Below are 23,829 nucleotides of genomic sequence, written 5' to 3' on the forward strand. Positions count from 1 at the left end.
AGTTTATAGCCGCAGTGAACGAGAAGCAGTGTCGTCTCATCCGCCGATCACGATAACTCGGCCTTGCATGATGTTCGCCTAGCGGTGGGTCGAATGATAGGCGCGCAGATTGCTTCATGATCTTCCGGACTTGGCGATCAAAATTAATGATCCCTCAAATATTTAGCCGTTTCGGCCAATCTCTGTCTGATTTCGGCTGTATCAAAAAGAAAATCTCCACCTATCGGACTATACATAGCGAGCATTTCTACAGTTTGCTGAACATAGTCGTCTTCGGGAAACGCGTCATCTAACGCAAACTCTATCGCGTTTGCGGCTTCAATCGAGGTTTCTGCGCCCGATACGAAGCGTTCGATCAAATCGTCAATTTCAGAGGTCATGACTATTTTTTCTTTGGGTTGATCACGGTTATCACGCGCTGACCGGTTGCTTCATCAACGATCACCCGCGGCCTTCCGGGCATCTTGGCATTCTCGATTGTAAGTGTGCCGCCCTCGGGATGATAGCTGCGTTTCACAACGCTTGTGGCACCGTCTAGCACAGCATCTACCTCGGATAGCGACATCGAAACTCGACCACTCGGAGGGTTTACCATCCTGAAGGCGGCATGAAACATCACCTGCCGGCCGCTTGGCGTTGTTGTCGTGCCGAGAAGCTGTTTCGTCGCGAACTCGCCGTCAAGAACGACAGGAAGGGAAATGCCGCCCTTCTCCACCGCGGCCACCCCCCGCTTGCCAACGACACCCGCAACCCCACCTAGCGCCGCGCCGCCGATCGTCAGGCCGTTCTCCAGCGTGTATTCGCCGTTCACGCCGACCCGGTACAACGCTGCGGCCGTGTCGAGCGGCGGGATCACGGCTTTCACGACGTCGGTCACCCCCCGGTCGGCCACCGCGTTCGCCACCCGCTCGCGCCCCTCAACGTCGGCACGATAGGCATCGAAGCGCGACTGGATCTCCGCGTCATTGGCCTTGGGGCCCGTCAGCGTCTGCTGGGCGTGGAAATAACCCTCCGCGACGTCGAGTTGCCGCGTGTCCGCGAACGAAACGGCCTCGGTACGGCGTTCCTCGTTCGCCCGGTCATAGGCGGCGATTTCGGCGTCGCTGACGGGCCGCCGCTCTGCCGTCACGACGATGTCGGCCTCGGCGGCGAGCTGGCCCTGTTCGACCGGGGTCAGCCGGGCACTGACGTCCGAGAGGACCGAGCCGGCGAGCGCGCTGTCGTGCCCGCCGAGGCTCGAAAGGGCGGCATTGACGGCGCCGAGATCGACGGAGCCGAAGCTCTGGCTCTCGGCCATGATCCGGCTTGCCAGATCGCCGTCGATCAGGCTGCCGGACGCGCCGGCCGCGAAGTCGGTGTGCAGGTTCGGCACGGGATCGGCCATTGCAACCATGGGCTATACCTCCGGCAGCAAAGCTCGGCTTTTCGGGGTACGAGGACCATAATCGGATCGACTAGACGCGCCCTTCAGGTCGCGGGATCGGCTCGGTTCGCCGCTCGTCAGCCCGACTTTACGAGCGGATCAACTGCCCGACGCGGGCCGCCCCACCCGTTCGATCAGCGCCCGTGCCGCGACGGGCGCGCGTTCCTTGGCGCCGTTGATCATGAAGGCGTAGACGTCGCGCGGGCGTTCCTCTGCCGGCTCGCCCGCGGTCGGCAGGTCGCCCGCCGCTCTGCCCGCCGCCCAGTCGCACGCCCAGCCGGCGAAGTGGTCGAGCGTAGCGGCGGGGAACCCCTGTGGTTCGTCGGCTACTGCGTTCTCGAACCGCGCGTACACGAAGTCGCCGCTCACATCGCCGAGGCCCGGATAGTCGTCGGACCAGGCGTTGACGATTCCCACCCCCGCCGCTCGCGCCATCGCGACGAAGGCGGGGTCGCGGAAGCTTTCGTGCCGGACATGCACCGCGTGGCGTAGCCACACGCCCTCATGGGCGGCGGGCAGCAGCTTCAGGAACGCGCCGAAATCGTCAGCGTCGAACTTCTTGGTCGCCATGAACTGCCACAGGATCGGGCCGAGCCGGTCGCCCAGCGCAACGATCCCCTGGCCGACGAAGCGCTCGATCGATTCGCCGGCCTCCGCCAGCACCTTTCGATTGGTGACATAGCGCGAGGCCTTGGCAGTGAAGACGAAGCCGTCGGGCACCGCCTTTGCCCAGTTTTCGAAGCTCTGCGGCTTGAAGCTCGAATAATAGGTGCCGTTGATCTCGATCGCGGTCATCACTCGCGCGGCATGTTCGAGCTCGCGCTTGTGCGGCAGGCCCTCGGGATAGAAAACGCCGCCGCGCCAGGGCTCAAACGTCCAGCCGCCGATGCCGACGCGAATCGTGCCGCTTGTCATGAAGGCCCTCTAGCAGCGCGCGCGCCGCCGTGCGACGGTGCCGGCACGATCACAGAGGAGGTGCCCGTTGCTTCCCCGCCAGAGCTTCAACGCCGCCCGTCTGCCCGCCCCGCGTGCCGCGATCGGCCATCTCCGCCTCGAGTTCGCAGGGGCGCCCGACGAGGAGGATCATCCGATCAACGACCTGTCGGGCGCGGCGTTCGTCGGCACGACGCTGTTCGTGGCGGGGGACGAGGGCGCGCGGATCGAGCGGCTGGTGCCGACCGCGCCCGGCGTCTGGGGCGAGCATCGCGCCTTCGACCTCGCGGCGCTACTGGGTCTCGAGGGGGAGGGCGAGATCGATGTCGAGGGCCTCGCCTATGCCGAGGACGACTGGCTGTGGGTGACGGGCAGCCATGCGCGCACGCGGCCCAAGCCCAAGCGGCGCGAGGGTGAGGACGGCGCGGCGCGCATCGACGTCGCCAGGATGGCGGACCTCAAGGACACGCAGGCGCGCTGCCTGCTCGCGCGGCTGCCGCTGGCGGTCGGCGCCGATGGTCGGGTGGCGCCGGTGGCGCGCGACGGCAAAAGGCGGGCGGGGCATGTCAAGCTTACGAAGGGGCATGGCAGCAAGCTCGCCCGCCTGTTCGCCGAGCATCCGCTGACCGGCCCTTTCACGCGCATCGCGGCGAAGGAGGGCGGTCTCGATATCGAGGGGATCGCGGTTGCGGGCGGGCGCGTCGCACTGGGACTGCGCGGACCGGTCGTTGCCGATTTCGCGCTGATCGCCGAACCCGTGATCGTGCCGCGCAAGCGCGGGCGGCTGACCGTCGGCCCCGATCTTGCGCTAAGGCTCGTCGATCTGGATGGCATGGGCATTCGCGACCTGAAGCTCGACGGCGACGATCTGGTCATCCTTGCCGGCCCCACCCAGGCGATCGACGGGCGCTGCGCGGTGTTCCGGTGGGAGGGCTGGCGCCACGACCTGCCCACCAACGCGACGGAGGCGGCGGTACATCGGCCGCGCCATCTGTTCGACCTGCCCGTCCGCATGGGCTTCGACCGGCCCGAGGCGATCGAGTGGCTGCCGGGCGGTGCCGGGCGACGGCTGGTGGTGCTCCATGACGGCCCCTGTCCCGATCGCGTCGACCCGACGCGCTGCGCCGTCACCGGGGACGTGATCGCGCTGGCCGGTTGACCGCTGCTCCGGTCTTGCTATGTGACATAGCAATCAGGAGAGGAACTGGTCATGGCCGAACGTGCGCCCGAGGACACCGTAGCTGTCGCGATCGAGGATCGCATCGCCTGTGTTCGCTTCAACCGCCCCGAAAAGCGCAACTGCATGTCGCCCGATCTCAACCGGCGGATGCTCGAGGTGCTCGTCGATCTCGAGTTCCGCGACGATGTCGGCGTCGTCGTGCTGGGCGGGGAGGGGACGGCCTGGTCGGCGGGCATGGATCTGAAGGAGTATTTCCGCGAGAACGAGGAAAAGGGCCTTTGGGCGACGAGGCGGGCGCAGCGCGAGGCCTATAGCTGGTGGGAGCGGCTGCGCTGGTACGAGAAGCCGACCATCGCGATGGTCAACGGCTGGTGCTTCGGCGGCGCCTATGGACCGCTGTTCGCCTGCGACCTCGCCGTCGCGGCGGAGGATGCGCAGTTCGGCCTGTCCGAGATCAACTGGGGCATCCTGCCCGGCGGCGGCGCGAGTAAGGTCATCGCCGAGCTCACCGGCTTTCGCAACGCCATGTACCACGCGATGATGGGCGAGAACGTAGACGGGCGGAAGGCCGCCGAATGGGGTCTGGTCAACGAGGCGGTGCCCGCCGACCGGCTGGAGGCGCGGGTGCGCGAGATCGCCGGCGTGCTGCTCGGCAAGAACCCGCACGCGCTGCGTGCCACCAAATGGGCGGTGCGCCGCGTCCGCGAGATGACGTACGACAATGCCGAGGACTATCTGATCCGCGCGCAGGAGGCAGCGAACTCCTTCGATGCCGAGGGGCGCAAGGAAGCGACCCGCCAGTTCATCGACGACAAGACGTTCAAGCCGGGCCTCGGCGCCTATGACCTGAACAAGACGCGCGACTGAGGTCCGCCATGAGCCGGATCGATCCCGCGCGTCTGGAGCGCCTGTTGCGGCCCCGGTCCATCGCGGTGGTGGGCGCGAGCGACAAGCCCGGCGCGCTCGGCGCGTCGGTGCTCGGCAACCTCGACCGCCACGGCTTTGCCGGCCCGGTCTATCCGATCAACCCCAAGCGCAAGGCAATCGGCGCGCGGCCCTGCCTGCCGAGCGTCGAGGCGCTGCCGGAGGGGGTGGACGTTGCCGTCCTCGCCATCCCGCAGGGCGCCGTGCTCGACACGGTCCGCGGCCTCGCCGCGCGCGGGGCCGGGGCGGCGATCATCTTCTCGGCGGGGTTCGCCGAGGGCGGGGCCGAGGGGCTGGCCGAGCAGGCCGAGATCGCGAGGATCGCCGCGGCGAGCGGGATGGTGATCGAGGGGCCGAATTGCCTCGGCCTCGTCAACTATGTGGACGGCGTGCCGCTGACCTTCGTCGAGACGCCGGTGCGGCCGACGGGGGGTGCCCGCGCGGTCGGCATCGTCTCGCAATCGGGGGCGATCGCGGCGGTGCTTTCGACGGTGCTCCTCGCCCGCGAGGTCGCCGTCAGCTATTCGGTCTCTACGGGCAATGAGGCGGCGAGCGGGGTCGAGGATTATGTCGACTGGCTGGTCGGCGATCCCGACACCCATGTCATCGCGATGGTGGTCGAGCAGTTCCGCGATCCCGCCCGCTTCCTCGCCGCCGCCGCGCGAGCGCGCGCCGCGGGCAAGCCGATCGTCCTCCTCCATCCCGGCCGGTCGAGCGCCGCGCGTGAGTCCGCCGCCACGCATACCGGCGCGATGGCCGGCGACTACCAATTGATGCGCGCCAAGGTCGAACGCGCGGGCGTGGTCATGGTCGAAATGCTGGAGGCGCTGGGCGACGCGGCCGAGATCGTGCTGCGCTGTCCGCCGATCGCCACGCCCAGCATTGCGGTTCTCGGCGAATCGGGGGCGTTCAAGGCGCTGACGCTCGACCTTGCCGAGGCGATCGGCCTGCCGCTCGCCGCGCTCCACGACGCCGACTCGCCGGCGCTGCGCGCGTCGCTGCCGCCCTTCGTCCCGGTCAGCAACCCGCTCGACATCACTGCGCAGGGCCTGTCGCAGCCGTCCATCTATACCGATGTGCTGACCGCGCTCGCTGCCGACGATCGCGTGGGCGCGGTGGTGGCGGGGATCATCCAGGGCGATCCGGTGACCGCGGGGATCAAGCTGCCCGCGATCCTCGCCGCGGTCGAGGGGGGCAGCGACAAGCCGCTGATCTTCGCGGGCCTCGACGACGGGGCCGAGATGCCGGCACCCTTCATCGCTGCGCTACGCGCGGGCGGCGTACCGTACCTCCCCACCCCCGAGCGCGCCTTCCGGGCGCTCGCTGCGCTGACCGATGCGGCGGCACGCGACCTGACCGATGCGGCGCCGGCGCCGACCGCGGTGGCGGGGCTAGCAGGGCTGTCGGGGGTGGTGCCCGAATATCGCGCCAAGGCGCTGCTCGCCCCGCTCGGCCTGCCCTTTCCGAACGGCCGCTTCGCCGCGAGCGTCGAGGAAGCGGTCGCGGCGGCCGAGGCGATCGGCTGGCCGGTCGCCATGAAGGCGCAGGCGGCGGCGCTCGGCCACAAGAGCGACGCGGGCGGCGTCGCGCTGGGCCTTGCCGATGGCGATGCGGTGCGCGCGGCATGGACGGCGATGTTCGACAGCGTCGCCGCCTATGACGCGACGATCGCGCTCGACGGCGTGCTGATCGAGGCGATGGGCGCGCGCGGGACCGAGATGATCGTCGGCGCGCGCCACGATCCCGACTGGGGGCCGGTGGTGCTCGCGGGGTTCGGCGGTGTGACTGCGGAGATCCTGCAGGACGTGCGGCTGCTGACCCCCGACCTGTCGGAGGACGCGATCGTCGCCGAGCTGTTGCAGCTCAAGCAGGCGGCGCTCTTCGCCGGCTGGCGGGGGTCGCCGCCGCTCGACATGCCCGCGCTCGCCCGGCTGATCCGGCAGGTGGCGGCGATCCTGCTCGCCGAACCGCGGATCGCCGAGCTCGATCTCAACCCGGTGATCCTCTACCCGGAGGGCCAGGGCGTCGTCGCGCTCGACGCGCTGATGCTGCTGCGCTGAGAGCTCAGGGCAGGCTGCGCACGGCGCCGCGATCCTCGACGAGGCTGGGCGAGGGGCCGGTCGCGGGGCGCAGCGCCTCGCGATCCTCGGGCGGGATGGCGGCGGTGGGGTCGGGCCGGAAATGCTCGGGCGCGCGGTCGTTCGCGGAGGGGCGCGGGGTGTCGCGGGCAAGGTCGGGTGCGGGGTGGCCGTCGGCCGGCGCGCGCCGGGCGGCCAGCGTCCAGGCGGCGATGCCGGCCGCGCCGGCAAGCACCCCGACTGCGGCGGCGATCAGGGGGAGGTTGGCGTTGCGGCGGGTGGTGGCCATGTCGTTCCTTTCCAAGCGGTTTTCGCCTCAACCGGCACGGACGGCAGGGGTTCCTGTTCGAGAGCGTCGTTTCGCGCGAGGGCATAAGATGCGAGGCCCGGATCAAGTCCGGGGTGACGACGGTTTCTCACGGTCATGACCCGCCCGATCCTGCTCCAGCTCTCGCCCATGTCCGCCGACCTCGAAGCCGCGCTCGACGCGCGCGGCGAGCGGGTGCGGCTCGATACGCCCGATGCCGGCTGGCTGGCCGGGCATGGTGCGCGCGTGCGGATCGTCGTGACCGGCGGTCAGACCGGCGCGCCGCGCGAGCTGGTCGAGGCGCTGCCGAACCTCGGCCTCATCGCGATCAATGGCGTCGGATTTGACAAGGTCGATATCGGCCACGCCGCCGCACGCGGCGTCGCCGTCACCAATACGCCGGGCGTGCTGACCGACGACGTGGCCGACCTCGCGATCGGCCTCGTCATCGGGCTGCTGCGCGACCTGCCGCGCGCGGATGCGCATGTGCGCAGCGGTGCCTGGACGCGGGGCGAGCTGCCGCTCGCGCGCAAGGTAACGGGGCGGCGGTTCGGGATCGTCGGGCTGGGGCGAATCGGCTCGGCCATCGCCGAGCGGCTGAAGCCGTTCGGGCCGGTCGCCTATACCGGACGGTCGCGCAAACCCGTCGAGCTCGCCTTTCACCCCGATGCCGCGGCGCTGGCGGTGGCGAGCGACGTGCTGATCGTCGCGGCGGCGGCGTCGGCCGAGACGCGGCACCTGATCGACGCGAAGGTACTCGCGGCGCTGGGGCCGGGCGGCGTGCTCGTCAATGTCGCGCGCGGGTCCGTCGTAGATGAAGCCGCGCTGGTCGCCGCGATCGAGGGCGGACGCATCGCCGGCGCCGCGCTCGACGTGTTCGAAGGCGAGCCCCATGTCCCGCCCGAGATCACCGCCAGCGACCGCACGATGCTGACCCCGCACATCGCGAGCGCAACGGTGGAGACGCGCGCGGCCATGGCGGCGCTGGTGCTCGAGAATATCGACGCCTTCCTCGCCGGTCGGCCGCTCGCGACGCCTATCCCGCCGCCCTGATCCGCTCGATCAGCCATCGGAGGCCCGGATCGCTCCGCCGGGTCAGGTGGTACTGCGCCATCTCGGCGAGCGGCGGGATCGCGACCGGCGGCGCGGCGATGGAAAGGTCGAAGCGCGCGGCGAGCAGCGTCGCCAGCCGCTTCTGGAATAAAGTGAGCCAGTCGGTCTCGATCAGCAGCCAGGGGAGCGGCGTGAACGAGGGCGCGACAGCGGCCACGCGGCGGCTGAGCCCCAGCCGCTCGAGATAGGCATCGCCGAAGCTCGGCAGCCGCCCCTCCCCGATCGCGACAAGGACGTGCGGATAGGCGAGCATCGCCTCGGTCGATAGCGGCTGCCCGAGCGCCGGGTGCCCCGCGCGCCCGACGACGACATATTCGTCCTCCAGCAGCGCGTCCGAGGGCATTTCGGGAGTGAGATAGGGCTCGAGCGTGATGAGCAGGTCGATGCCGCCGCTCTCGATCAGCTCGAACCGCCGCTCGCTGGGGAGCAGCAGGTCGATCCGCACATTGGGCGCCTCCACCGCCAGCCTTGCGATCAGCGGGAACAGGACGGCAGTGGCGATATAGTCCGACGCCATGATCCGGAAACTGCGCGCCGAGGTCGCGGGGTCGAAATGACGGGAGGCGGCGATCAGCCCCTCCATCGTACCGAGCGCGGCGCGCACCTGCGGCGCCAGCGCCTCGGCCAGCGGGGTCGGGTACATGCGCTTGCCGCTCGCGACGAGCAGATCGTCGGCGAAGAAACGCCTCAGCCGTGTCAGCGCATTGCTCATCGCCGGCTGACTGAGGTTCACACGATCCGCGGCACGCGACACGCTCCGCTCGGCGAGCAGCGCGTCGAACGCGACGAGCAGGTTGAGGTCGAGACCCTTGAAGCGCATTGCGGCTATCCATTCACGTCATGGATGGTTTTGCATCGAAACAAAGATTTTCTCAATCGCTGCCGCTCCGGTTATCCCGCCGCCAACAACCGCATGGGAGAGCGAGCTTGAGCCGCGTCACCGAAATCCGCTATGTCGGCTATGGCGTCACCGACCTTGATGCCGAGCGCAATTTCTACCGCGACGTCTGGGGCCTCAAGGAGGTCGGCGAGAAGGACGGCATGTGGCACTTCGCCGCCGAGGGGAATGACGAACTCTACGTCGTCCGCCTGCGCGCCGCGGAGGAGAAGCGCATCGACGTGATCGCGCTCGCAGCCGACAGCGATGCCGATGTCGAAGCGCTGCATGACAAGGTCGTGGCGGCCGGCTGCAAGGTCGTGTTCGCACCGCGCGCGCTGACGACGCTGGGCGGCGGCTATGGCTTCCGCTTCTTCTCGCCCGATGGCCTGCCGTTCGAGATTTCGGCGGGCGTCGAGCGCGGGACCGCGCGTGAGATGCAGCGCTGGGACGCAGTGCCGCAGAAGATCAGCCACATCGTCCTCCACTCGCCCGACCACAAGGCGGCGGTGCAGTTCTTCCAGGATGTGCTGGGCTTCCGCCTGTCCGACTGGCTCGGCGACTTCATGGCGTTCCTGCGCTGCAACTCGGCGCATCACCGCTTCGCCTTCCTGCCGGGGCCGCCGTGCCTCAACCACGTCGCCTATGACATGCTGACGGTCGACGACATGATGCGCGGCATCAACCGGCTGAAGAAGAAGGGCACCGACCTTCGCTGGGGGCCGGGCCGGCACACCGCGGGCAACAACACCTTCAGCTATTTCACGACACCCAACGGCTTCGCGGTCGAATATACGTCGGAGCTGGAGCATGTCGATTTCGAGACGCACCAGCATCAGGTTCACGTGCCCGGCCCGCAGGTGATGGACCAGTGGGGCATCGGCGTCGGCGGTCCGCAGACGATGCCGCATCCGGAGGCCGACAAGGGCCTGTTCGTGCCCGTGGAGGCCTGATCCATGGCCCTGTTCGAGATGTTCCCGAACTATATCTGGAACCTGTCGGTCGCGATCGCGATGGAGAGCGGCGGGCGCATCGGCGAGATCGTCGATATGTGCCAGCCGATCAAGGATGCCGCGGCCGGCGGCGGCGACGCCGGTACGCCCGCCTTCATGAAGCAATGGGCGGCGATGGGCGACAAGCTGATCGAGCTCGCCGCCGAGGACGAGGCGAAGGGCCGCGCCTTCTCCGCGTCGGAGAAGCTTGAGCGTGCCTCGCTCTATCTCTTTACGGCCGAGCGGATGCAGGGCCACGGCCATCCCGGCCGGAAGGAGACGTACCGCAAGGCGCGCGAGACCTTCGACAAGTCGACCGCGCTCGGCAGGATCAACCGCGAGCGCGTCGAGGTGCCGCTTGGCACCGGCACCATGCCCGCGCTCTACACCCGTGCCGAAGGGCCGGGACCGCATCCGGTGGTCGTCTATTGCAACGGCCTCGATAGTTGCAAGGAACTGCTCTACTGGTCGCGCTTGCCGCAAGCGCTGGCGCGGCGCGGCGTCTCGACGCTGTGCGTCGACCAGCCGGGCTCGGGCGAGGCGCTCCGCCTCCAGAACCTGCCCGTCGATCCGCACAGCGAAAGCTGGGCGTCGAAGGCGGTCGACTGGCTGGAGCGCCAGCCCGACGTCGATCCCGACCGCATCGGCATGACCGGCATTTCGCTGGGCGGCCATTTCGCGCCGCGCGCGGTCGCCTACGAACCGCGATTCGCCAGCGGCGCGGTCTGGGGCGCCAATCACAATTGGGCCGAGGTGCAGCAGAAGCGGCTGAAGCGCGAGGGCGAGAATCCCGTGCCGCACTACTGGGCGCACGTCATGTGGGCGTTCGGCGCCAGCGACATGGACGACTTCCTCGCCAAGGCGGAGGGCATGAACCTCAACGGCCATATGGGCGGGGTGAAGGTCCCCTTCCTCGTCACCCACGGGGCCGAGGACCGGCAGATCAGCGTCCAGTACGCGCATGAATGCTACGAGCAGCTCGTCAACTCGCCGCGTCGCGAGCTCAAGCTCTTCACCGCGCGCGAGGGCGGGGTGGAGCATGTCGGGGCCGACAATATGAGCTATGGCCGCGATTATATCGCCGACTGGTTCGCCGAGACGCTGGGCGGACGGACGGCATGACGCGCCGAATCCTCGACCTGTCGATCACGCTCGACCCCGATGTCATCACCGATCCGCCCTTCATGCGGCCGACGATCCACTATCAGACGCATGCCGAAACCGTGGCGGAGGTGCAGAACTTCTTCCCCGGCCTGACCGCCGAGCAGATGGTCGGCGGCAAGGGATTCGCCGCGTCGGAGACGCTGACGCTGACAACGCACAACGGCACGCATCTCGACGCGCCGTGGCACTATCACCCGACGCAGGACGGCGGAAAGCCGGCGATGACGATCGACGAGGTGCCGCTCGACTGGTGCTTCCAGCCGGGCGTGAAGCTCGACTTCCGCCATCTGCCCGACGGCCATGTCGTGACCGCCGCCGAGGTCGAGGCCGAACTTGCGCGGATCGGCCATGAGCTGAAGCCGCTCGAGATCGTCCTCGTCAACACCGCCGCGGGGGCGGCGCTGGGTGGCCCGGACTTCCTCGCCAAGGGCGTCGGCATGGGTCGCGAGGCGACGCTCTACCTGACTTCGCGCGGCGTGCGGGTGACGGGCACCGACGCCTGGAGCTGGGACGCGCCGTTCGGGGCGACGGCGAAGCGCGTGGCCGAGACCGGCGACACCTCGCTGATCTGGGAGGGGCACAAGGCGGGGCTCGAGATCGGCTATTGCCACATGGAGAAGCTGACCAACCTCGATCAGCTGCCGCCGTTCGGCTTCATGGTCAGCTGCTTCCCGGCCAAGGTGAAGCGCGGGTCGGCGGGCTGGACGCGCGCGGTCGCGATCTTCGAGGGGGAAGGCGCATGAGGCTAGCGACGCTGAAGCGCGGCGGCCGCGACGGGACGCTGGTCGCGGTCAGCCGCGACAGCAGCCGCGTGGCCGAGGTCGCGGGCTATGCGACGCTGCAATCCGCGCTCGACGACTGGGGCGCGGCACAATCCTCGCTCAAGGCAGCGGTCGAGGCCGCGGAGGCCGGGGGGGCGGCGGCGTTGGGGGACTTCGCCGCGCCTTTGCCGCGCGCGTGGCAATGGCTCGACGGGTCGGCGTTCCCGACCCACGGCGACCTCATGCAGACCGCGTTCAATCTGCCGCCGATCGAGACGGCCAAGCCGCTCATGTACCAGGGGATGAGCCACCGCTTCATCGCGCCGGCCGACGACGTGCCGCTACCGAGCGAAGCCGACGGCATCGATTTCGAGGGCGAGTTCGGGGTGGTGACGGGCGACGTGCCGATGGGCGTGTCGGCGGCGGAGGCGCTCGGCCACATCCGGCTGGTGATGCTCATCAACGACTGGTCGCTGCGCACGCTGGCGCCGGCCGAGATGAAGACCGGCTTCGGGTGGGTGCAGGCCAAGCCCGCGTGCAGCGCCGCGCCATTCGCGGTGACGCCCGACGAGCTGGGCGAGGCATGGGCGGACGGCCGCGTCTGCCTGCCGCTGACGGTCGAGGTCGATGGCGAATGGTTCGGGCATCCGAACGGCCGCGCGATGGCGTATGGCTTTCACGAACTGGTTGCCCACGCTGCGGCGACGCGCGACCTGCCGGCGGGGACGATCATCGGCTCGGGCACCGTCTCCAATGCCGAGCATGCCGAGGTCGGCTCGACCTGCATCTCCGAGCGCCGCGCCATCGAGATGATCGCCGGGGGCAAGCCGGAAACCGGCTTCCTGCGCTTCGGCACGCGCGTGCGGATGCAGGCAGGGCCGTTCGGGGCGATCGATCAGCGGGTGGTGAAGCGTTAAGGAGCACCGTGTTGCCACAGGAGCGGGACCCTGGAGTCGCGCGGGCCGCTTGGCTCTTGCCGTCCGCCTGCGCGGGCGTACGCGCTAAGCTACCCCGCCACCCGCTCCACCAACCGCTGCCGCAACCACGCCAGCCCGCGATCGGTGCTCCGCGCGCGGTGGTGCTGCATCATCTCGCGCATCACCGGCAGGTCGAACGGCGCCTCCGCGATCGCAAGGCCCAGCCCCGGCGCCATCACTCGCGCCAGCCGCTCGTGCATCAGTGCCAGCCGCCGCGTTCCTGGCAGCATCCACGGCGCCTGGATGAAGGACGCGCAGGTCACCTCGATTCGCCGCCGGTCGCCATGCTGGCGCAGCCAGTTGTCGATGAAGGTGCCGTCGCGCGACACGCTGACCGCGACATGCCCGCAGGCATAGAAGGCTTCCTCTGTCATCGGCGCGGCGAAGATCGGATTGGATGCGCAGCCGACGACGACGTGCCGTTCCTCGAACACCAGCTCGCGCGGATGCTCGGCCTCGAGAAACGTTTCGGGCGAAATGATGAGGTCGATCTCCCCATCCTGGAGCATCGCGCCGATCGAACTCCTCGGCAGGGTGATGTCGAGCCGGACATGCGGCGCTTCTGCCTCCAGCCGGGGGAGCAGCGGCGAGATGAGGACGGTGGCGATATAATCCGACGCGACGAGGCGGAAGACGCGCCGCGCCTCGGCCGGGTCGAACGCCATGCCGGTCGAGAGGATGCTGCGCAGCTCGACGATCGCCGCCGCCACCTGCGGCGCGAGCGCCAGCGCGTTCGACGTGGGCAGCATCCGCCGGCCGTGCTGGACCAGGATCTCGTCGGCGAACGCCTCGCGCAGGCGCTTTAACGCCGCGCTCATTGCCGATTGCGTGACATTCATGCGCGCTGCGGCGCGGGTCACGTTGCGCTCCTCGACCAGAACATTGAACGCGACCAACAGGTTGAGGTCGAACTGGTCGAGCCGCACGATCCATCACTCCCGTTTGTGGCAGACGATCATAACAATGCGTTAGACCGATTGCTGGGCCTACGCCATCCTCCTGCTCGAAGCTGCCCGGCAACGCATCGGGCACACAGGGGAGGATGGGATGCGAAAGACGCTGGGTCTGGGGACCGCGATGGTACTTGCGCTGGCCGCGCAGGCGGCGATGGCACAGGAGACCACCAACTCGGCACCCGCCGACGCCGAAGCGGCGCAGACGCCGCCTGACGAGGCGGAGGGGCTTCAGGACATCGTCGTCACTGCGCAGCGCCGCTCGGAGTCGCTTCAGCGCGCCGCCGTCGCCGTGACCGCCGTGACCGGCGACTCGCTCGCCAACGCGGGCATCACCGAAACCGCGAACCTCGGCAAGCTCGTCCCCGCGCTCGTCGTCCAGCCGACCGGCGGCACGACCAGCTTCTTCCTGCGCGGCGTCGGGACCAATTCGCAGAACTCCTTTTCGGAGAACGCCGTCGCGTTCAACTTCAACGGCATCTATGTCGGCCGCCCGACCGCGCCCGCGGGCGTCTTTTACGATCTCGAACGGGTCGAGGTGGTGAAGGGGCCGCAGGGCACGCTCTATGGCCGCAACGCCACCGGCGGCGCGATCAACGTGCTGCCGCGCAAGCCCGTGCTCAATGACTTTGGCGTCGAGGGGCTGCTCGAATACGGCAACTACGATGCCAAGAAGGCGTCGGGGGCGATCAACCTGCCGATCGGCAGCACCGTCGCGCTGCGCGTCGCGGGGCAGGTGGTCGATCGCGACGGCTATATCAGCGACGGCTATGACGACGAGCGGGGCGAGGCGGTGCGCGCGTCGCTTTTGATCCAGCCGTCCGACCTGTGGTCGATGACGATCGTCGGCGACTACTACAACCAGCACGGCAAGGGCGCGGGGGCGGTGCTGCTCCCTTATGCCGGTCTCAACGCGCCGGCGCTCGAGGACCGGGTCAGCGTTTCCGATCCGCGTGCGCAAGGAGCGATTGCGCAGTTCGCCGCGGGCATCTTCGCGCCGCCCTTCTGCGGCGGTGCCGGCGGCTTCGTCCGCTCGGGCTGCATCGCGCAGGCGGGCACTGACGGCTTCCTCGACAACAAGTTCTACGGCCTGTCGGCGACGGTCGAGGGCGATCTCGGCTTCGGCAAGCTGACGGTGATCCCGGCATGGCGCCGGTCGGACACCAATTTCCGCACCTATCTGCCGGGCTTTCAGGGCGACGTGACCGACCTTGCCGAGCAGATCTCGGTCGAGGCGCGCATTTCGTCGAACGACGACCAGCGGCTGCGTTACGTCGTCGGCGCCTTCTTCTTCGACGAGAAGCAGCAGGCGGTGAACTTCTTCCGCCAGGGTAACCTGTCGACGACGCGCTTCACACCCAATCTGCGGACCGAAAGCGTCGCGGGCTTCGGTCAGTTGACCTTCGACGTGACCGACGCCTTCCGCCTCGTCGCGGGCGGTCGCTACACGCGCGAGGACAAGCGCCAGCGGACGCGCACCGCGGCGGGCGGCCTGCCCGGCCCGATCGAGCCGCCGCTCGGCGCGCCGTTCACGGGCGAACTGACGTTCGAGAAGTTCACGTGGAAGGCGGGGGTCGAGTTCGACGCCGGCCCCGCCTCGCTCCTCTATGCCAATGTCGCGACGGGCTTCAAATCGGGCGGCTTCTTCGTCGCGCAGCCGCCCAACAACACCTTCGCGCCCGAAACGCTGACGGCTTACACCGCAGGCGCCAAGAACCGCTTTTTCAACAACAAGCTGCAACTCAATGTCGAGGCCTTCTACTGGGACTATACGGACCAGCAGATCACCTTCGTCGGCGGCGTGCCGACGGGTAGCGGATTGATCGCGCAGGGTTCGATCACCGTCAATGCGGGCAAGTCGCGCATCTATGGCGGCGAGGTCGAGATGCGCTTCGCCCCCAGCCGCAACGACCTGTTCACCGCGGTCGCCCAATATCTGAACGGCCGCTATGACGAACTGACGACGGCAAACTTCTCGCCCACCGGCGCGCCGGTCGCGACCGGCTGCACCATCACCGGCAGCCGCCTCGCCAACCCGGGCATCAACGGCGCCCGCTTCTACGACATCGACTGTTCGGGCAAGCCGACGATCCAGGCCCCCGAATGGTCGTTCAACCTGGGGTACGAGCGGACAATCCCGCTCGGGTCCGATCTCGACCTCGTGCTCGGCGCGCGCACCAATATCGAGACGAGCCGCTTCCTCGACGCCAATTACCGGCCCGAAACCCGCCAGGACGGCTTCATGATGTCCGACGCCTATCTGACGCTCCGGGCAGAGGGATGGAGCCTGACCGGCTTCGTCAACAATATCGAGGATGCAGAAGTGCTGGCGCGCGCCGGCACGCGGCCGATCCTCGATTTCCCCGTCGGCACGCTGCGCCCGCCGCGCACGTACGGCGTGCGCGTCGGCTTCGACTTCTGATGCTGGCCCTCGCCCTTGCGCTGCTCGCGGTAGTCCAGGCGCCTGCCGACAGCTGGATCACGCTCGGCACGATGGGCGGGCCGGTCGCCGCGCCGGAGCGAGCGCAGCCCGCCAACGCGCTGTTGCGCGGGGGCGAAGTCTATCTGGTCGATGCCGGGGATGGTGCCGCGCAGCAACTGGCCAAGGCGGGGCTCCGCCTGCCGCAAGTGAAGGCGGTGTTCCTCAGCCACCTGCACATCGACCACACCGGCGGCCTCGCCGCGCTGATTGGCCTGCGCGACCAGACTGACGTGCGCGAGGTTCTGACGATCTACGGCCCGCCAGGAACCCGCGCCCTGGTCGACGGGATCGTCGCCTCGCTGAAGCCCGCGGCCGCGGCAGGCTATGGCATCCCCGGGCAGCGCTGGCCAGCGCCCGAAAGCATCGTGCGCGTTGTCGAGCTGGCGGGCGGGGCTAGCGTGCGCGTCGGCGACATGACGGTGCGGACCGCGCAGAACACGCATTACGACTTCGCCCCTGGCGGCGCCGACGACCGGGCCTACAAATCGCTCTCCTATCGCTTCGACACGCCCCGCCGGTCGATCGCCTATACCGGCGATACGGGGCCAAGTCCGGCCGTCGCGGCGCTGGCGAAAGGCGCCGATCTGCTCGTCAGCGAGATGATCGACCTCGACCTGACGCTCGCTCGGGTCGCGCAGAACTCGCCGGGCATGCCCGCGCCCGCGCGCGCAAAGCTCGTCCAGCATCTCTCGACGCATCACCTGACGCCCGACGCGGTTGGCGCGCTTGCGGGTTCCGCGGGGGTGAAGGCAGTGGCGGTCACCCACTTCGCCGGCGGCAGCGATCCGGCGCGTACCGCAGACTATCGCGCCCGCATCGCCAAGGGCTTCGGGGGCACGATCGCCCTCGCCAACGACCTCGACCGGTTCTGAAGGATCGACATGCGTAACCTTGACATCCTCGTCATCGGCGGCGGCATCGGCGGCCTGACCTCTGCGATCGCGCTCAGGGCAAAGGGCTTTGCCGTCACCGTGATCGAGCGCGATCCCGACTGGTCGGTCTACGGCGTCGGTATCATCCAGCAGTCGAACGTCATCCGCGCGATGGCCGAACTGGGCCTGATCGACGAGTATCTGGCCGCCGGCGTCGGCTTCGACGCGGTCGAGATCTATACCCCCGCGGGCGACCGGGTGGCGCGGGTGCCGGTGCCCAAGCTGGTCGAGGGCTATCCCGCCAGCATGGGCGTGCCGCGCCCGGCGCTGCACAAGGTGCTGGGCGACCGCACGATCGCGAGCGGGGCTGAGGTGCGCCTCGGCATCACCGCCACCTCGATCGAGGACGACGGGGACGGGGTGGACGTCGCCTTCTCCGACGGCAGCAGCGGCCGCTACGACCTCGTCATCGGCGCCGATGGCGTCTATTCGCAGACGCGGGCGAGTGTGCTGCCCGACGCGCCCGGGCCGGTCTTCACCGGTCAGGCGGTGTGGCGCTACAACCTGCCGCGGCCCGCCGATCTCGATGCGATGCACGCCTATAACGGGCCGATCGGGGTGGGGCTGGTGCCGATCTCGCAGAGCCTGATGTACATGTACGTGACCACGCCCGAGCCGGACAATCCGCGCTACCCGCGCGAGGGGCTGGCGGCGGTGATGCGCGGCAAGCTTGCGAATTGCGCCCCGGCAATCCGGGCGCTGGCCGAGCACATCACCGACGACGATGCGGTGGTCTATCGCCCGCTCGAGGGGCATCTGGTCGAGGGGGCGTGGCACAAGGGGCGCGTCGTGCTGCTGGGTGACGCGGTTCACGCGACGACGCCGCATCTGGGGCAGGGCGCGGGCATGGCGATCGAGGACAGCCTCGTCCTCGCCGACGAACTCGCCAGGGTCGAGGATGTGGAGACGGCCTTCGCCGCGTTCCGCGACCGCCGCTTCGACCGCTGCGCCTATATCGTGCGCGAGAGCCTGGCGATTTGCATGGGCCAGCTGGGCAAGGGACCGCCGGTCGACAATGCCAAGGCGACGCACGCGATGTTCAAGGTCGTGGCCGAGCCGATCTGATGGCCGATGCGCACCACCCCGTCCGCCGCATCGTCACCGGTCATGATGCCGAAGGTCGTGCGATCATCCAGTCCGACGCGCCCGTCGCCTTCGTCCAGCGTGTCGGCGGCGCGATCGGGCCGCTGTTCCACGAGGTCTGGGCGACCCACGACACCCCTGCGCCGATCGACGCGGCGAGCGAGCCGGAAGAGGGGTCGCTGGTGCTCGCCCCGCCCAAGCGCGGCACGCGCCTGCGCGTCCTCGACATCCCGCCCGAGGGCGACGAGATCCGCACCATGTCGCCCGAAGCGGCGCGCGCGCACTTCGCCGAGATCGGCGCCGTCGAGGCGGCGGGGCACGGAGACGGGAAGCCGCGCCACGCGCTGATGCACCGGACCGAGACGATCGACTATGGCATCGTCCTCGAAGGCGAGCTGACGCTCGTCATGGACGTGGGCGAGACGGTGGTGCGCGCGGGCGATATCGTGATCCAGCGCGGTACCAATCATGGCTGGTCGAACCGCTCTCAGGCGAACTGCCGCGTGGCCTTCGTGCTTGTCGACGGCGAGTACGCGCCCGAGCTGCGCTGATGCGCATTGCCGTCACCGGCGCCGGCGGCTTCGTCGGGCGTGCGGTGGTGCGCGAGCTGGCGGCGCGGGGAGTGAGCGACGTGCTGCTCGTCGATCGCGCCTTTGCTGCGCGCCCCTCGTTCGAGGCGCTGGCGGGCGACCTCGCCGACCCGACGGTGTTCGCGCGGGTCGGGCAGGCCGATGCCGTCCTCCACCTTGCCGCGCTGCCCGGTGCGGCGGCGGAGGTCGATCCGGCGGCGTCGCGCGCGATCAACCTCGACCTGCCGCTCTCGCTGATCGAGGCGATGGCGGGGCGCCGGCTGGTGCTGGCGAGTTCGATTGCGGTATTCGGCGGCGTGCTGCCGCGTCACGTCAATGACGAAACGGTGCCGGTGCCCGCCAGCGTCTACGGCACTCACAAGCGCATGGTGGAGCTGGCGTTCGCCGATGCGGTGCGGCGCGGAACGGTGTCTGGCATGGCGCTGCGGCTGCCCGGCATCGTCGCGCGGCCGCGCGGGGCGGGGGGCTTCGGCTCGGCGTTCCTCAGCGACATCTTCCACGCCGCGCGTGCAGGCGAGCCCTATGTCGTGCCAGTCGCGCCCGAGGCGACGAGCTGGCTGCTCTCCGCCCGCGCGGTCGCGCGCATCCTCGTCGACGCGCTGCTGTCAGACGCGACCGACGGCGAGGCGATCACGCTGCCGGCGCTCAATATTCGGATCGGCACGCTGGTCGAGGCGCTGGGCGAAGTCGGCGACACGAGCGGTTTCACCTACGCCGAGGATGCGCGGCGACGCGCCGTCTTCGGCAGCTATCCGCCACTTTCGACCTCGCGCGCCGAGGCGCTGGGGTTCCGCGCCGATGCCGATCTCGACGCGCTGATCGCGGCGGCGTTCGATGGCTGATCCGCTCGCCGCCTTTCGCCTCGACGGGCGGACGGCGCTCGTCACTGGCGCGGCGAGCGGGATCGGCCTCGCCATCGCCCGGCTGTTCGCGGGGGCGGGCGCCAGCGTGATCCTCGCCGACCGCGATCCGGCGGTCGAGGGGATCGCTGCCGACCTCGGCGGCCGGGGCGTCATCGCCGACCTCGCCGACCCGGCGCAGGTCGATGCGCTGGGTGACGAACCGACCGACATCCTCGCCTGCAACGCTGGGATCGCCGGCCCCGCCGGGCCGATGCATGCGATGGATGACGCCGCGAGAGCCGCACTCTATGCGATCAATCTTGAGCATCCGATCCGCCTGACCGCACGCACCGCGCCGGCGATGGCGGCGCGGGGGCGGGGAAGCATCGTCCTCCTCTCCAGCATCGCCGGGCTGCGCGGCAATGCGGGTCTCGGCCACTACGGGATCACCAAGGCGGCGCTGGCGCAGCTCGCCCGCAACCTTGCCGTCGAGTTCGGGCCGCAGGGCGTGCGAGCCAACGCGATCGCGCCCGGCCTGATCGCGACCGACTGGGCAAGCGCAATCCTGTCGAACCCCGAGCGGACCGAGCGGCGGCTGGGTGCCACCCCGCTCCGCCGCGTCGGCACGCCCGGGCAAGTGGCGAACGCCGCGCTGTTCCTCGCCAGCGACGCGGGCGGCTTCGTCACGGGTCAGACGCTGGTGGTCGATGGCGGGACGCTGATCTCCGACGGGAACTGACGCGGCCATTGCGCGGCGCCCCGCTTTGGGGAATGGGGGGACGGTGACGGGGGCTTGAGATGGCGACGCGCACGGCCAGCTTGTTCGACGCGGGGGTCATCGCCGACCGCTGGATCGCCGATTACGGCGCCGAGCGCACGCGCGGCGACGCCATGGTCGACGCTGCCGACCCCCATGGCTGGCGCGTCATGTTCGAGGAGCTGGCGGCAAGCGCGGGCGAGTCGCTGACCGACGCGCGCGAGCGGGCGCAGCGGCAGGCCGACGATATCGGCACCGGCTTTCGCGTGGCGGGCGACAGCGACGAGCGCCCCTGGCCGCTCTCTCCCATCCCGCTGATGCTGGAAAGCGCCGAATGGGCGGGCATCCGCCGCGGCGTGATCCAGCGAGCCGACCTGCTCGAGACGATCGTCGCCGATCTCTACGGCCCCGGCCGGCTGGTGGCGCAGGGGCTGCTGCCCGCCGCGGTGGTGACGGGCAGCCCCTATTTCCTTCGCCCGATGCAGGGGCTCGTCCCCCCCGGCGGCCATCACCTCAACATCGTCGCCGTTGACCTTTGCCGCGGCCCGACGGGCGAGTGGCGGGTGATCGCCGATCATGTGCGCGGGCCGGTCGGCGCCGGCTATGCGCTCGAGAACCGGCTGGCCATTGCGCGGACGCTCGGCGGGTTGCAGGCGCGGCTGAATGTGGAGCGGCATGCCCCTTTCTTCGCCAGCCTGCGCGAGGGGCTGTGCGCCGCCTGCGAGCGTGCCGAGCCGCGCCTCGGCCTGCTGACGCCCGGCCGCCTCAACCAGAGCTATGCCGAGCAGGCGCATCTCGCGCGCTATCTCGGCTTCCTGCTGGTCGAGGGCGCCGACCTCGCGGTCATCGAGGATCGGCTCTACGTCCGTACGATCGCCGGACTGAAGCGCGTGGACGGGCTGTGGCGGCGGACCGACCCGACGCTGCTCGATCCGCTTGCCTTCGATTCGACCTCGACGATCGGTATCCCCGGCCTGATCGACGCAATGGCGGCGGGCAATGTCGTCGTCGCCAATGCGCCGGGCGCGGCGGTGGTCGAGGCGCCGGCCTTCTCCGCCTTTCTACCTGCCTTGTCGGCGCGGTTGACGGGCGAGGGACTGCACCTGCCGAACATCGCCACCTGGTGGTGCGGCCAGCCCGCCGAAGCCGCGCAGGTGGTGGACGAGCTGCCCAGCATGATCGTCGCGCCCGCCTTTGGCGCGCCCACCCGCGCGCTGCCCGATGGCCAGCCGGTGGTCGGCGCCGAGCTTTCCAATGCGCAGCGCGCCGCACTCCTCGCCGATCTGGAGGCGCGACCGCAGGATTATGTGGGGCAGGAGGTGGTTCACCTCTCCACCCTGCCCGTCGTGGTCGAGGGCGCGCTGGTGCCGCGGCCCTTCACCCTTCGCGTCTTCGCCGCGCGCGACGGGGCAGGGGCATGGCGGGTGCTGCCCGGCGGTTTCGCGCGGATCGGCGAGCATGCCGACCCCCGCATCACCGCGATCGGCGAGGGTGAATGGTCCGCCGACGTCATCGTCCACGGCCCCGTGGCCGTCGAGCCCGTCTCGCTGCTCCCCGCGGTCGATTCGCTCCACCTTCGCCGCAATCCCGGCACGCTGCCGAGCCGCGCTGCCGACAATCTCTTCTGGCTCGGCCGCTATCTGGAGCGCGGCGAGGCGCTGCTCGGTCTGATTCGCGTGCTGCTCGGCCATTCGATCAGCGCCGATGCGGGGGCCGCGCTCGACCGGGCGACGGTCGCGCGGATCGCCGACGCGCTGGTGCAGGTGGGGGCTGCGCCGCCGCTCGCGGGGCACCGCCGCGCCGAGCTGGTCGGCATGGCGCGCACCGCGATGGAGAGCGTCGAGAATGGCTGGTATTCGGTCCGCGCGATCAATCGCCAGGCGCGTGGCCTTGGCGCGGTCAGCCGCGATCGGTTGTCGGCCGACATGATCCGGCTACTCGACGCGCCGCACCCGACGCGCGGCGGCGTGCTCGACCGGGCAGGCTCGCTCCAGCGCCGCTATGCCGCGCTCGCGGGGCTATCGGCGGAACATATGGGCCGCACCGACGGCTGGCGCTTCCACGATCTGGGGCGGCGGATCGAGCGCGCGCTCAAGACCGTGCGCGCGATCCTGTCCTTCGGGATCGAAGCGTCGAGCGCCGACGACCTCTCGGTCCTGCTCGACCTTGCCGACAGCCAGATCAGCTATCGGCAGCGCTATCTGACGGGCATCGCGCGGATCGCCGTCCTCGATCTCGTCGCGCTCGACCCCGGCAACCCGCGCGCGCTCGCCTTTCAGGTCGCGCGCATCGCCGAGCATCTGGCGGCGCTTCCCGTCCTGAAGGACGACGGTCTCGCCGAACCGCAGCAACGCGTGGCGGCCGAATTGTCGGCGATGGTCGCCACCGCCGATGCGGGGACATTGGGGGCCGAGGCGCTGCTCGCGATCGAGGCGCGGCTGATGACCCTCGCTGAGGCGGTGGCGCGGCGTTACTTCCTGCAGGGGGCCGAGCCGCTGCGCGCTGCCGGGCTGACGCTGGCATGATGCGCTACGCCATCCGCCACGTGACGCGCTTCGACTATGCCGAGACGGTCGATTTCGCGCGCTGCAATCTCAGGCTCCAGCCGATCGACTGGCCGGGGCAGCGGGTCGAGGACTATACCCTAAACGTCACGCCGGGCGGCCGCACCGCGCCGGCGCGGGCACAGGCGGGGCTGGCGCACGTCACTCGCCTTGTCCTCGACCGGCCAACGCGCGAGCTGACGATCGAGAGCGTCGCGCACATGACCGTCGAGCGGCCGATCCCGATCCCTGCGGCGGACGATCCGACGATCGCCGCGGTCGGCGCGCTCGCACGGGCGAGCCGTGACCTGTCGCCGCTATCGCCCGCCGCCTATTTGTACGCGAGCCCGCGCATTCCGGTGAACGAGGACATCGGCGCCTGGTGCGCGCCCGACCTGTCGTCCGAGCGCGGCGTGCTCGATGCGGCGATCGAGCTCGCGCGGCGCATCCAGCGCGAGTTTGATTTCGATCCCACCGCCACCCTGGTCGACACGCCCCCGGCGGAGGCGTTCGCCAAGAAAGGCGGCGTGTGTCAGGACTTCGCACAGATCATGCTCTGCGGGCTGCGCGCCGCGGGTATCCCCGCCGCCTATGCCTCGGGCTATCTGCGCACCCTGCCGCCGCCGGGCGAGCCGCGGCTGGTGGGTGCCGACGCGACCCATGCCTGGGTGCTGGTTTGGGCGGGCGAGGCGCGCGGCTGGGTCGGCGTCGATCCAACCAATGGCATCTGGATGGCGGAGGATCACGTCATCGTCGCGATCGGCCGCGACTATGGCGACATCGCGCCGATCGACGGCATCGTCCTCGGCTCCGGCGCGCAGGACATGCATGTCTCAGTCGATGTGGCGCCGCAGGACTGACGAATTGCCATTGAGGGCATCGCGGCCCATCTAGGTGCAAAGTACTTCAACGGGGAAA

General features: G+C 69.6%; 22 protein-coding genes. 16 read left to right on the forward strand and 6 right to left on the reverse strand.

What is annotated here, in order from left to right:
- Positions 1-143: 143 nt before the first annotated feature.
- The 3 genes from COC42_RS17455 to COC42_RS11175 all read right to left on the reverse strand — a co-directional run bounded on the left by COC42_RS17455 (position 144) and on the right by COC42_RS11175 (position 2,338).
- A complete protein-coding gene (locus COC42_RS17455) occupies positions 144-380 on the reverse strand; it encodes a hypothetical protein (protein WP_141395836.1) in 237 nt (78 codons plus the stop codon).
- Positions 381-382: 2 nt separating this feature from the next.
- Positions 383-1,384 (reverse strand): hypothetical protein, encoded by a 1,002-nt coding sequence (locus COC42_RS11170; protein ID WP_096343418.1) that lies wholly within the window; start codon positions 1,382-1,384, stop codon positions 383-385.
- Positions 1,385-1,522: 138 nt separating this feature from the next.
- Positions 1,523-2,338, reverse strand: a complete 816-nt coding sequence (locus COC42_RS11175) for a DUF72 domain-containing protein (protein WP_096343419.1) — start codon at positions 2,336-2,338, stop codon at positions 1,523-1,525.
- 67 nt (positions 2,339-2,405) lie between these two features.
- Between COC42_RS11175 and COC42_RS11180 the strand changes: the two genes are divergently transcribed.
- From COC42_RS11180 to COC42_RS11190, 3 genes are read left to right on the forward strand one after another with little or no spacing between them, the layout of a single operon-like run.
- Positions 2,406-3,515: a DUF3616 domain-containing protein gene (locus tag COC42_RS11180; protein ID WP_176484650.1), complete on the forward strand. Its 1,110-nt coding sequence runs from the start codon at positions 2,406-2,408 to the stop codon at positions 3,513-3,515.
- 51 nt (positions 3,516-3,566) lie between these two features.
- Entirely contained in the window at positions 3,567-4,403 is an 837-nt protein-coding gene (locus tag COC42_RS11185; RefSeq protein WP_096343421.1) for a p-hydroxycinnamoyl CoA hydratase/lyase, read from the forward strand.
- Positions 4,404-4,411: 8 nt separating this feature from the next.
- Entirely contained in the window at positions 4,412-6,520 is a 2,109-nt protein-coding gene (locus COC42_RS11190) for an acetate--CoA ligase family protein (protein WP_096343422.1), read from the forward strand.
- A gap of 4 nt (positions 6,521-6,524) precedes the next feature.
- Here the strand turns inward: COC42_RS11190 and COC42_RS11195 are convergent, their stop codons facing one another.
- Positions 6,525-6,827, reverse strand: a complete 303-nt coding sequence (locus COC42_RS11195) for a hypothetical protein (protein ID WP_096343423.1) — start codon at positions 6,825-6,827, stop codon at positions 6,525-6,527.
- A gap of 135 nt (positions 6,828-6,962) precedes the next feature.
- Between COC42_RS11195 and COC42_RS11200 the strand changes: the two genes are divergently transcribed.
- Positions 6,963-7,898, forward strand: a complete 936-nt coding sequence (locus COC42_RS11200) for a 2-hydroxyacid dehydrogenase (protein ID WP_096343424.1) — start codon at positions 6,963-6,965, stop codon at positions 7,896-7,898.
- Here the strand turns inward: COC42_RS11200 and COC42_RS11205 are convergent.
- Positions 7,882-8,778: a LysR family transcriptional regulator gene (locus tag COC42_RS11205; RefSeq protein WP_096343425.1), complete on the reverse strand. Its 897-nt coding sequence runs from the start codon at positions 8,776-8,778 to the stop codon at positions 7,882-7,884. The two genes, COC42_RS11200 and COC42_RS11205, sit on opposite strands and share 17 nt — an antisense overlap.
- Before the next feature lie 107 nt (positions 8,779-8,885).
- Between COC42_RS11205 and COC42_RS11210 the strand changes: the two genes are divergently transcribed.
- The 4 genes from COC42_RS11210 to COC42_RS11225 are packed head-to-tail and all read left to right on the forward strand — an operon-like array spanning position 8,886 to position 12,669.
- A complete protein-coding gene (locus COC42_RS11210) occupies positions 8,886-9,788 on the forward strand; it encodes a VOC family protein (RefSeq protein ID WP_096343426.1) in 903 nt (300 codons plus the stop codon).
- 3 nt (positions 9,789-9,791) lie between these two features.
- Positions 9,792-10,949: an alpha/beta hydrolase family protein gene (locus COC42_RS11215; RefSeq protein ID WP_096343427.1), complete on the forward strand. Its 1,158-nt coding sequence runs from the start codon at positions 9,792-9,794 to the stop codon at positions 10,947-10,949.
- Positions 10,946-11,734, forward strand: a complete 789-nt coding sequence (locus COC42_RS11220) for a cyclase family protein (RefSeq protein ID WP_096343428.1) — start codon at positions 10,946-10,948, stop codon at positions 11,732-11,734. Before COC42_RS11215 ends, COC42_RS11220 begins: the two co-directional genes overlap by 4 nt.
- Positions 11,731-12,669, forward strand: a complete 939-nt coding sequence (locus COC42_RS11225) for a fumarylacetoacetate hydrolase family protein (RefSeq protein WP_096343429.1) — start codon at positions 11,731-11,733, stop codon at positions 12,667-12,669. The genes COC42_RS11220 and COC42_RS11225 overlap by 4 nt, the downstream gene beginning before the upstream one ends.
- 89 nt (positions 12,670-12,758) lie before the next feature.
- Here COC42_RS11225 and COC42_RS11230 read toward each other — a convergent pair whose 3' ends face one another.
- Positions 12,759-13,655, reverse strand: a complete 897-nt coding sequence (locus COC42_RS11230; RefSeq protein WP_096343430.1) for a LysR family transcriptional regulator — start codon at positions 13,653-13,655, stop codon at positions 12,759-12,761.
- Between the two features lie 121 nt (positions 13,656-13,776).
- On the opposite strand from COC42_RS11230, the gene COC42_RS11235 reads away from it, so the two are divergent.
- From COC42_RS11235 to COC42_RS11270, 8 genes are read left to right on the forward strand one after another with little or no spacing between them, the layout of a single operon-like run.
- On the forward strand, positions 13,777-16,104 hold the full coding sequence (locus COC42_RS11235) for a TonB-dependent receptor (RefSeq protein WP_096343431.1): 2,328 nt from the start codon (positions 13,777-13,779) through the stop codon (positions 16,102-16,104).
- Positions 16,104-17,036: an MBL fold metallo-hydrolase gene (locus tag COC42_RS11240; protein ID WP_096343432.1), complete on the forward strand. Its 933-nt coding sequence runs from the start codon at positions 16,104-16,106 to the stop codon at positions 17,034-17,036. The genes COC42_RS11235 and COC42_RS11240 overlap by 1 nt, the downstream gene beginning before the upstream one ends.
- A gap of 9 nt (positions 17,037-17,045) precedes the next feature.
- Positions 17,046-18,161 (forward strand): FAD-dependent oxidoreductase, encoded by a 1,116-nt coding sequence (locus tag COC42_RS11245; protein ID WP_096343433.1) that lies wholly within the window; start codon positions 17,046-17,048, stop codon positions 18,159-18,161.
- Positions 18,161-18,730 (forward strand): cupin domain-containing protein, encoded by a 570-nt coding sequence (locus COC42_RS11250; RefSeq protein ID WP_096343434.1) that lies wholly within the window; start codon positions 18,161-18,163, stop codon positions 18,728-18,730. The genes COC42_RS11245 and COC42_RS11250 overlap by 1 nt, the downstream gene beginning before the upstream one ends.
- Positions 18,730-19,611, forward strand: a complete 882-nt coding sequence (locus COC42_RS11255) for an NAD-dependent epimerase/dehydratase family protein (protein ID WP_096343435.1) — start codon at positions 18,730-18,732, stop codon at positions 19,609-19,611. Before COC42_RS11250 ends, COC42_RS11255 begins: the two co-directional genes overlap by 1 nt.
- A complete protein-coding gene (locus COC42_RS11260; RefSeq protein WP_096343436.1) occupies positions 19,604-20,350 on the forward strand; it encodes an SDR family NAD(P)-dependent oxidoreductase in 747 nt (248 codons plus the stop codon). Before COC42_RS11255 ends, COC42_RS11260 begins: the two co-directional genes overlap by 8 nt.
- A gap of 59 nt (positions 20,351-20,409) precedes the next feature.
- Entirely contained in the window at positions 20,410-22,893 is a 2,484-nt protein-coding gene (locus COC42_RS11265; protein WP_096343437.1) for a circularly permuted type 2 ATP-grasp protein, read from the forward strand.
- Positions 22,893-23,771, forward strand: a complete 879-nt coding sequence (locus COC42_RS11270) for a transglutaminase family protein (protein WP_096344153.1) — start codon at positions 22,893-22,895, stop codon at positions 23,769-23,771. Before COC42_RS11265 ends, COC42_RS11270 begins: the two co-directional genes overlap by 1 nt.
- The last annotated feature ends 58 nt before the right edge of the window (positions 23,772-23,829 follow it).

Source organism: Sphingomonas spermidinifaciens (genome assembly GCF_002351485.1).
Lineage (GTDB): Bacteria > Pseudomonadota > Alphaproteobacteria > Sphingomonadales > Sphingomonadaceae > Sphingomonas > Sphingomonas spermidinifaciens.

Coding starts and splice junctions, on each gene's coding strand:
- COC42_RS11200 (WP_096343424.1), top strand. CDS start 6,963: ATGACCCGCCCGATCCTGCTCCAGCTCTCGCCCATGTCCGCCGACCTC.
- COC42_RS11245 (WP_096343433.1), top strand. CDS start 17,046: ATGCGTAACCTTGACATCCTCGTCATCGGCGGCGGCATCGGCGGCCTG.
- COC42_RS11190 (WP_096343422.1), top strand. CDS start 4,412: ATGAGCCGGATCGATCCCGCGCGTCTGGAGCGCCTGTTGCGGCCCCGG.
- COC42_RS11235 (WP_096343431.1), top strand. CDS start 13,777: ATGCGAAAGACGCTGGGTCTGGGGACCGCGATGGTACTTGCGCTGGCC.
- COC42_RS11255 (WP_096343435.1), top strand. CDS start 18,730: ATGCGCATTGCCGTCACCGGCGCCGGCGGCTTCGTCGGGCGTGCGGTG.
- COC42_RS11240 (WP_096343432.1), top strand. CDS start 16,104: ATGCTGGCCCTCGCCCTTGCGCTGCTCGCGGTAGTCCAGGCGCCTGCC.
- COC42_RS11250 (WP_096343434.1), top strand. CDS start 18,161: ATGGCCGATGCGCACCACCCCGTCCGCCGCATCGTCACCGGTCATGAT.
- COC42_RS11185 (WP_096343421.1), top strand. CDS start 3,567: ATGGCCGAACGTGCGCCCGAGGACACCGTAGCTGTCGCGATCGAGGAT.
- COC42_RS11215 (WP_096343427.1), top strand. CDS start 9,792: ATGGCCCTGTTCGAGATGTTCCCGAACTATATCTGGAACCTGTCGGTC.
- COC42_RS11195 (WP_096343423.1), bottom strand. CDS start 6,827: ATGGCCACCACCCGCCGCAACGCCAACCTCCCCCTGATCGCCGCCGCA.
- COC42_RS11265 (WP_096343437.1), top strand. CDS start 20,410: ATGGCGACGCGCACGGCCAGCTTGTTCGACGCGGGGGTCATCGCCGAC.
- COC42_RS17455 (WP_141395836.1), bottom strand. CDS start 380: ATGACCTCTGAAATTGACGATTTGATCGAACGCTTCGTATCGGGCGCA.
- COC42_RS11225 (WP_096343429.1), top strand. CDS start 11,731: ATGAGGCTAGCGACGCTGAAGCGCGGCGGCCGCGACGGGACGCTGGTC.
- COC42_RS11220 (WP_096343428.1), top strand. CDS start 10,946: ATGACGCGCCGAATCCTCGACCTGTCGATCACGCTCGACCCCGATGTC.
- COC42_RS11205 (WP_096343425.1), bottom strand. CDS start 8,778: ATGCGCTTCAAGGGTCTCGACCTCAACCTGCTCGTCGCGTTCGACGCG.
- COC42_RS11260 (WP_096343436.1), top strand. CDS start 19,604: ATGGCTGATCCGCTCGCCGCCTTTCGCCTCGACGGGCGGACGGCGCTC.
- COC42_RS11175 (WP_096343419.1), bottom strand. CDS start 2,338: ATGACAAGCGGCACGATTCGCGTCGGCATCGGCGGCTGGACGTTTGAG.
- COC42_RS11170 (WP_096343418.1), bottom strand. CDS start 1,384: ATGGCCGATCCCGTGCCGAACCTGCACACCGACTTCGCGGCCGGCGCG.
- COC42_RS11270 (WP_096344153.1), top strand. CDS start 22,893: ATGCGCTACGCCATCCGCCACGTGACGCGCTTCGACTATGCCGAGACG.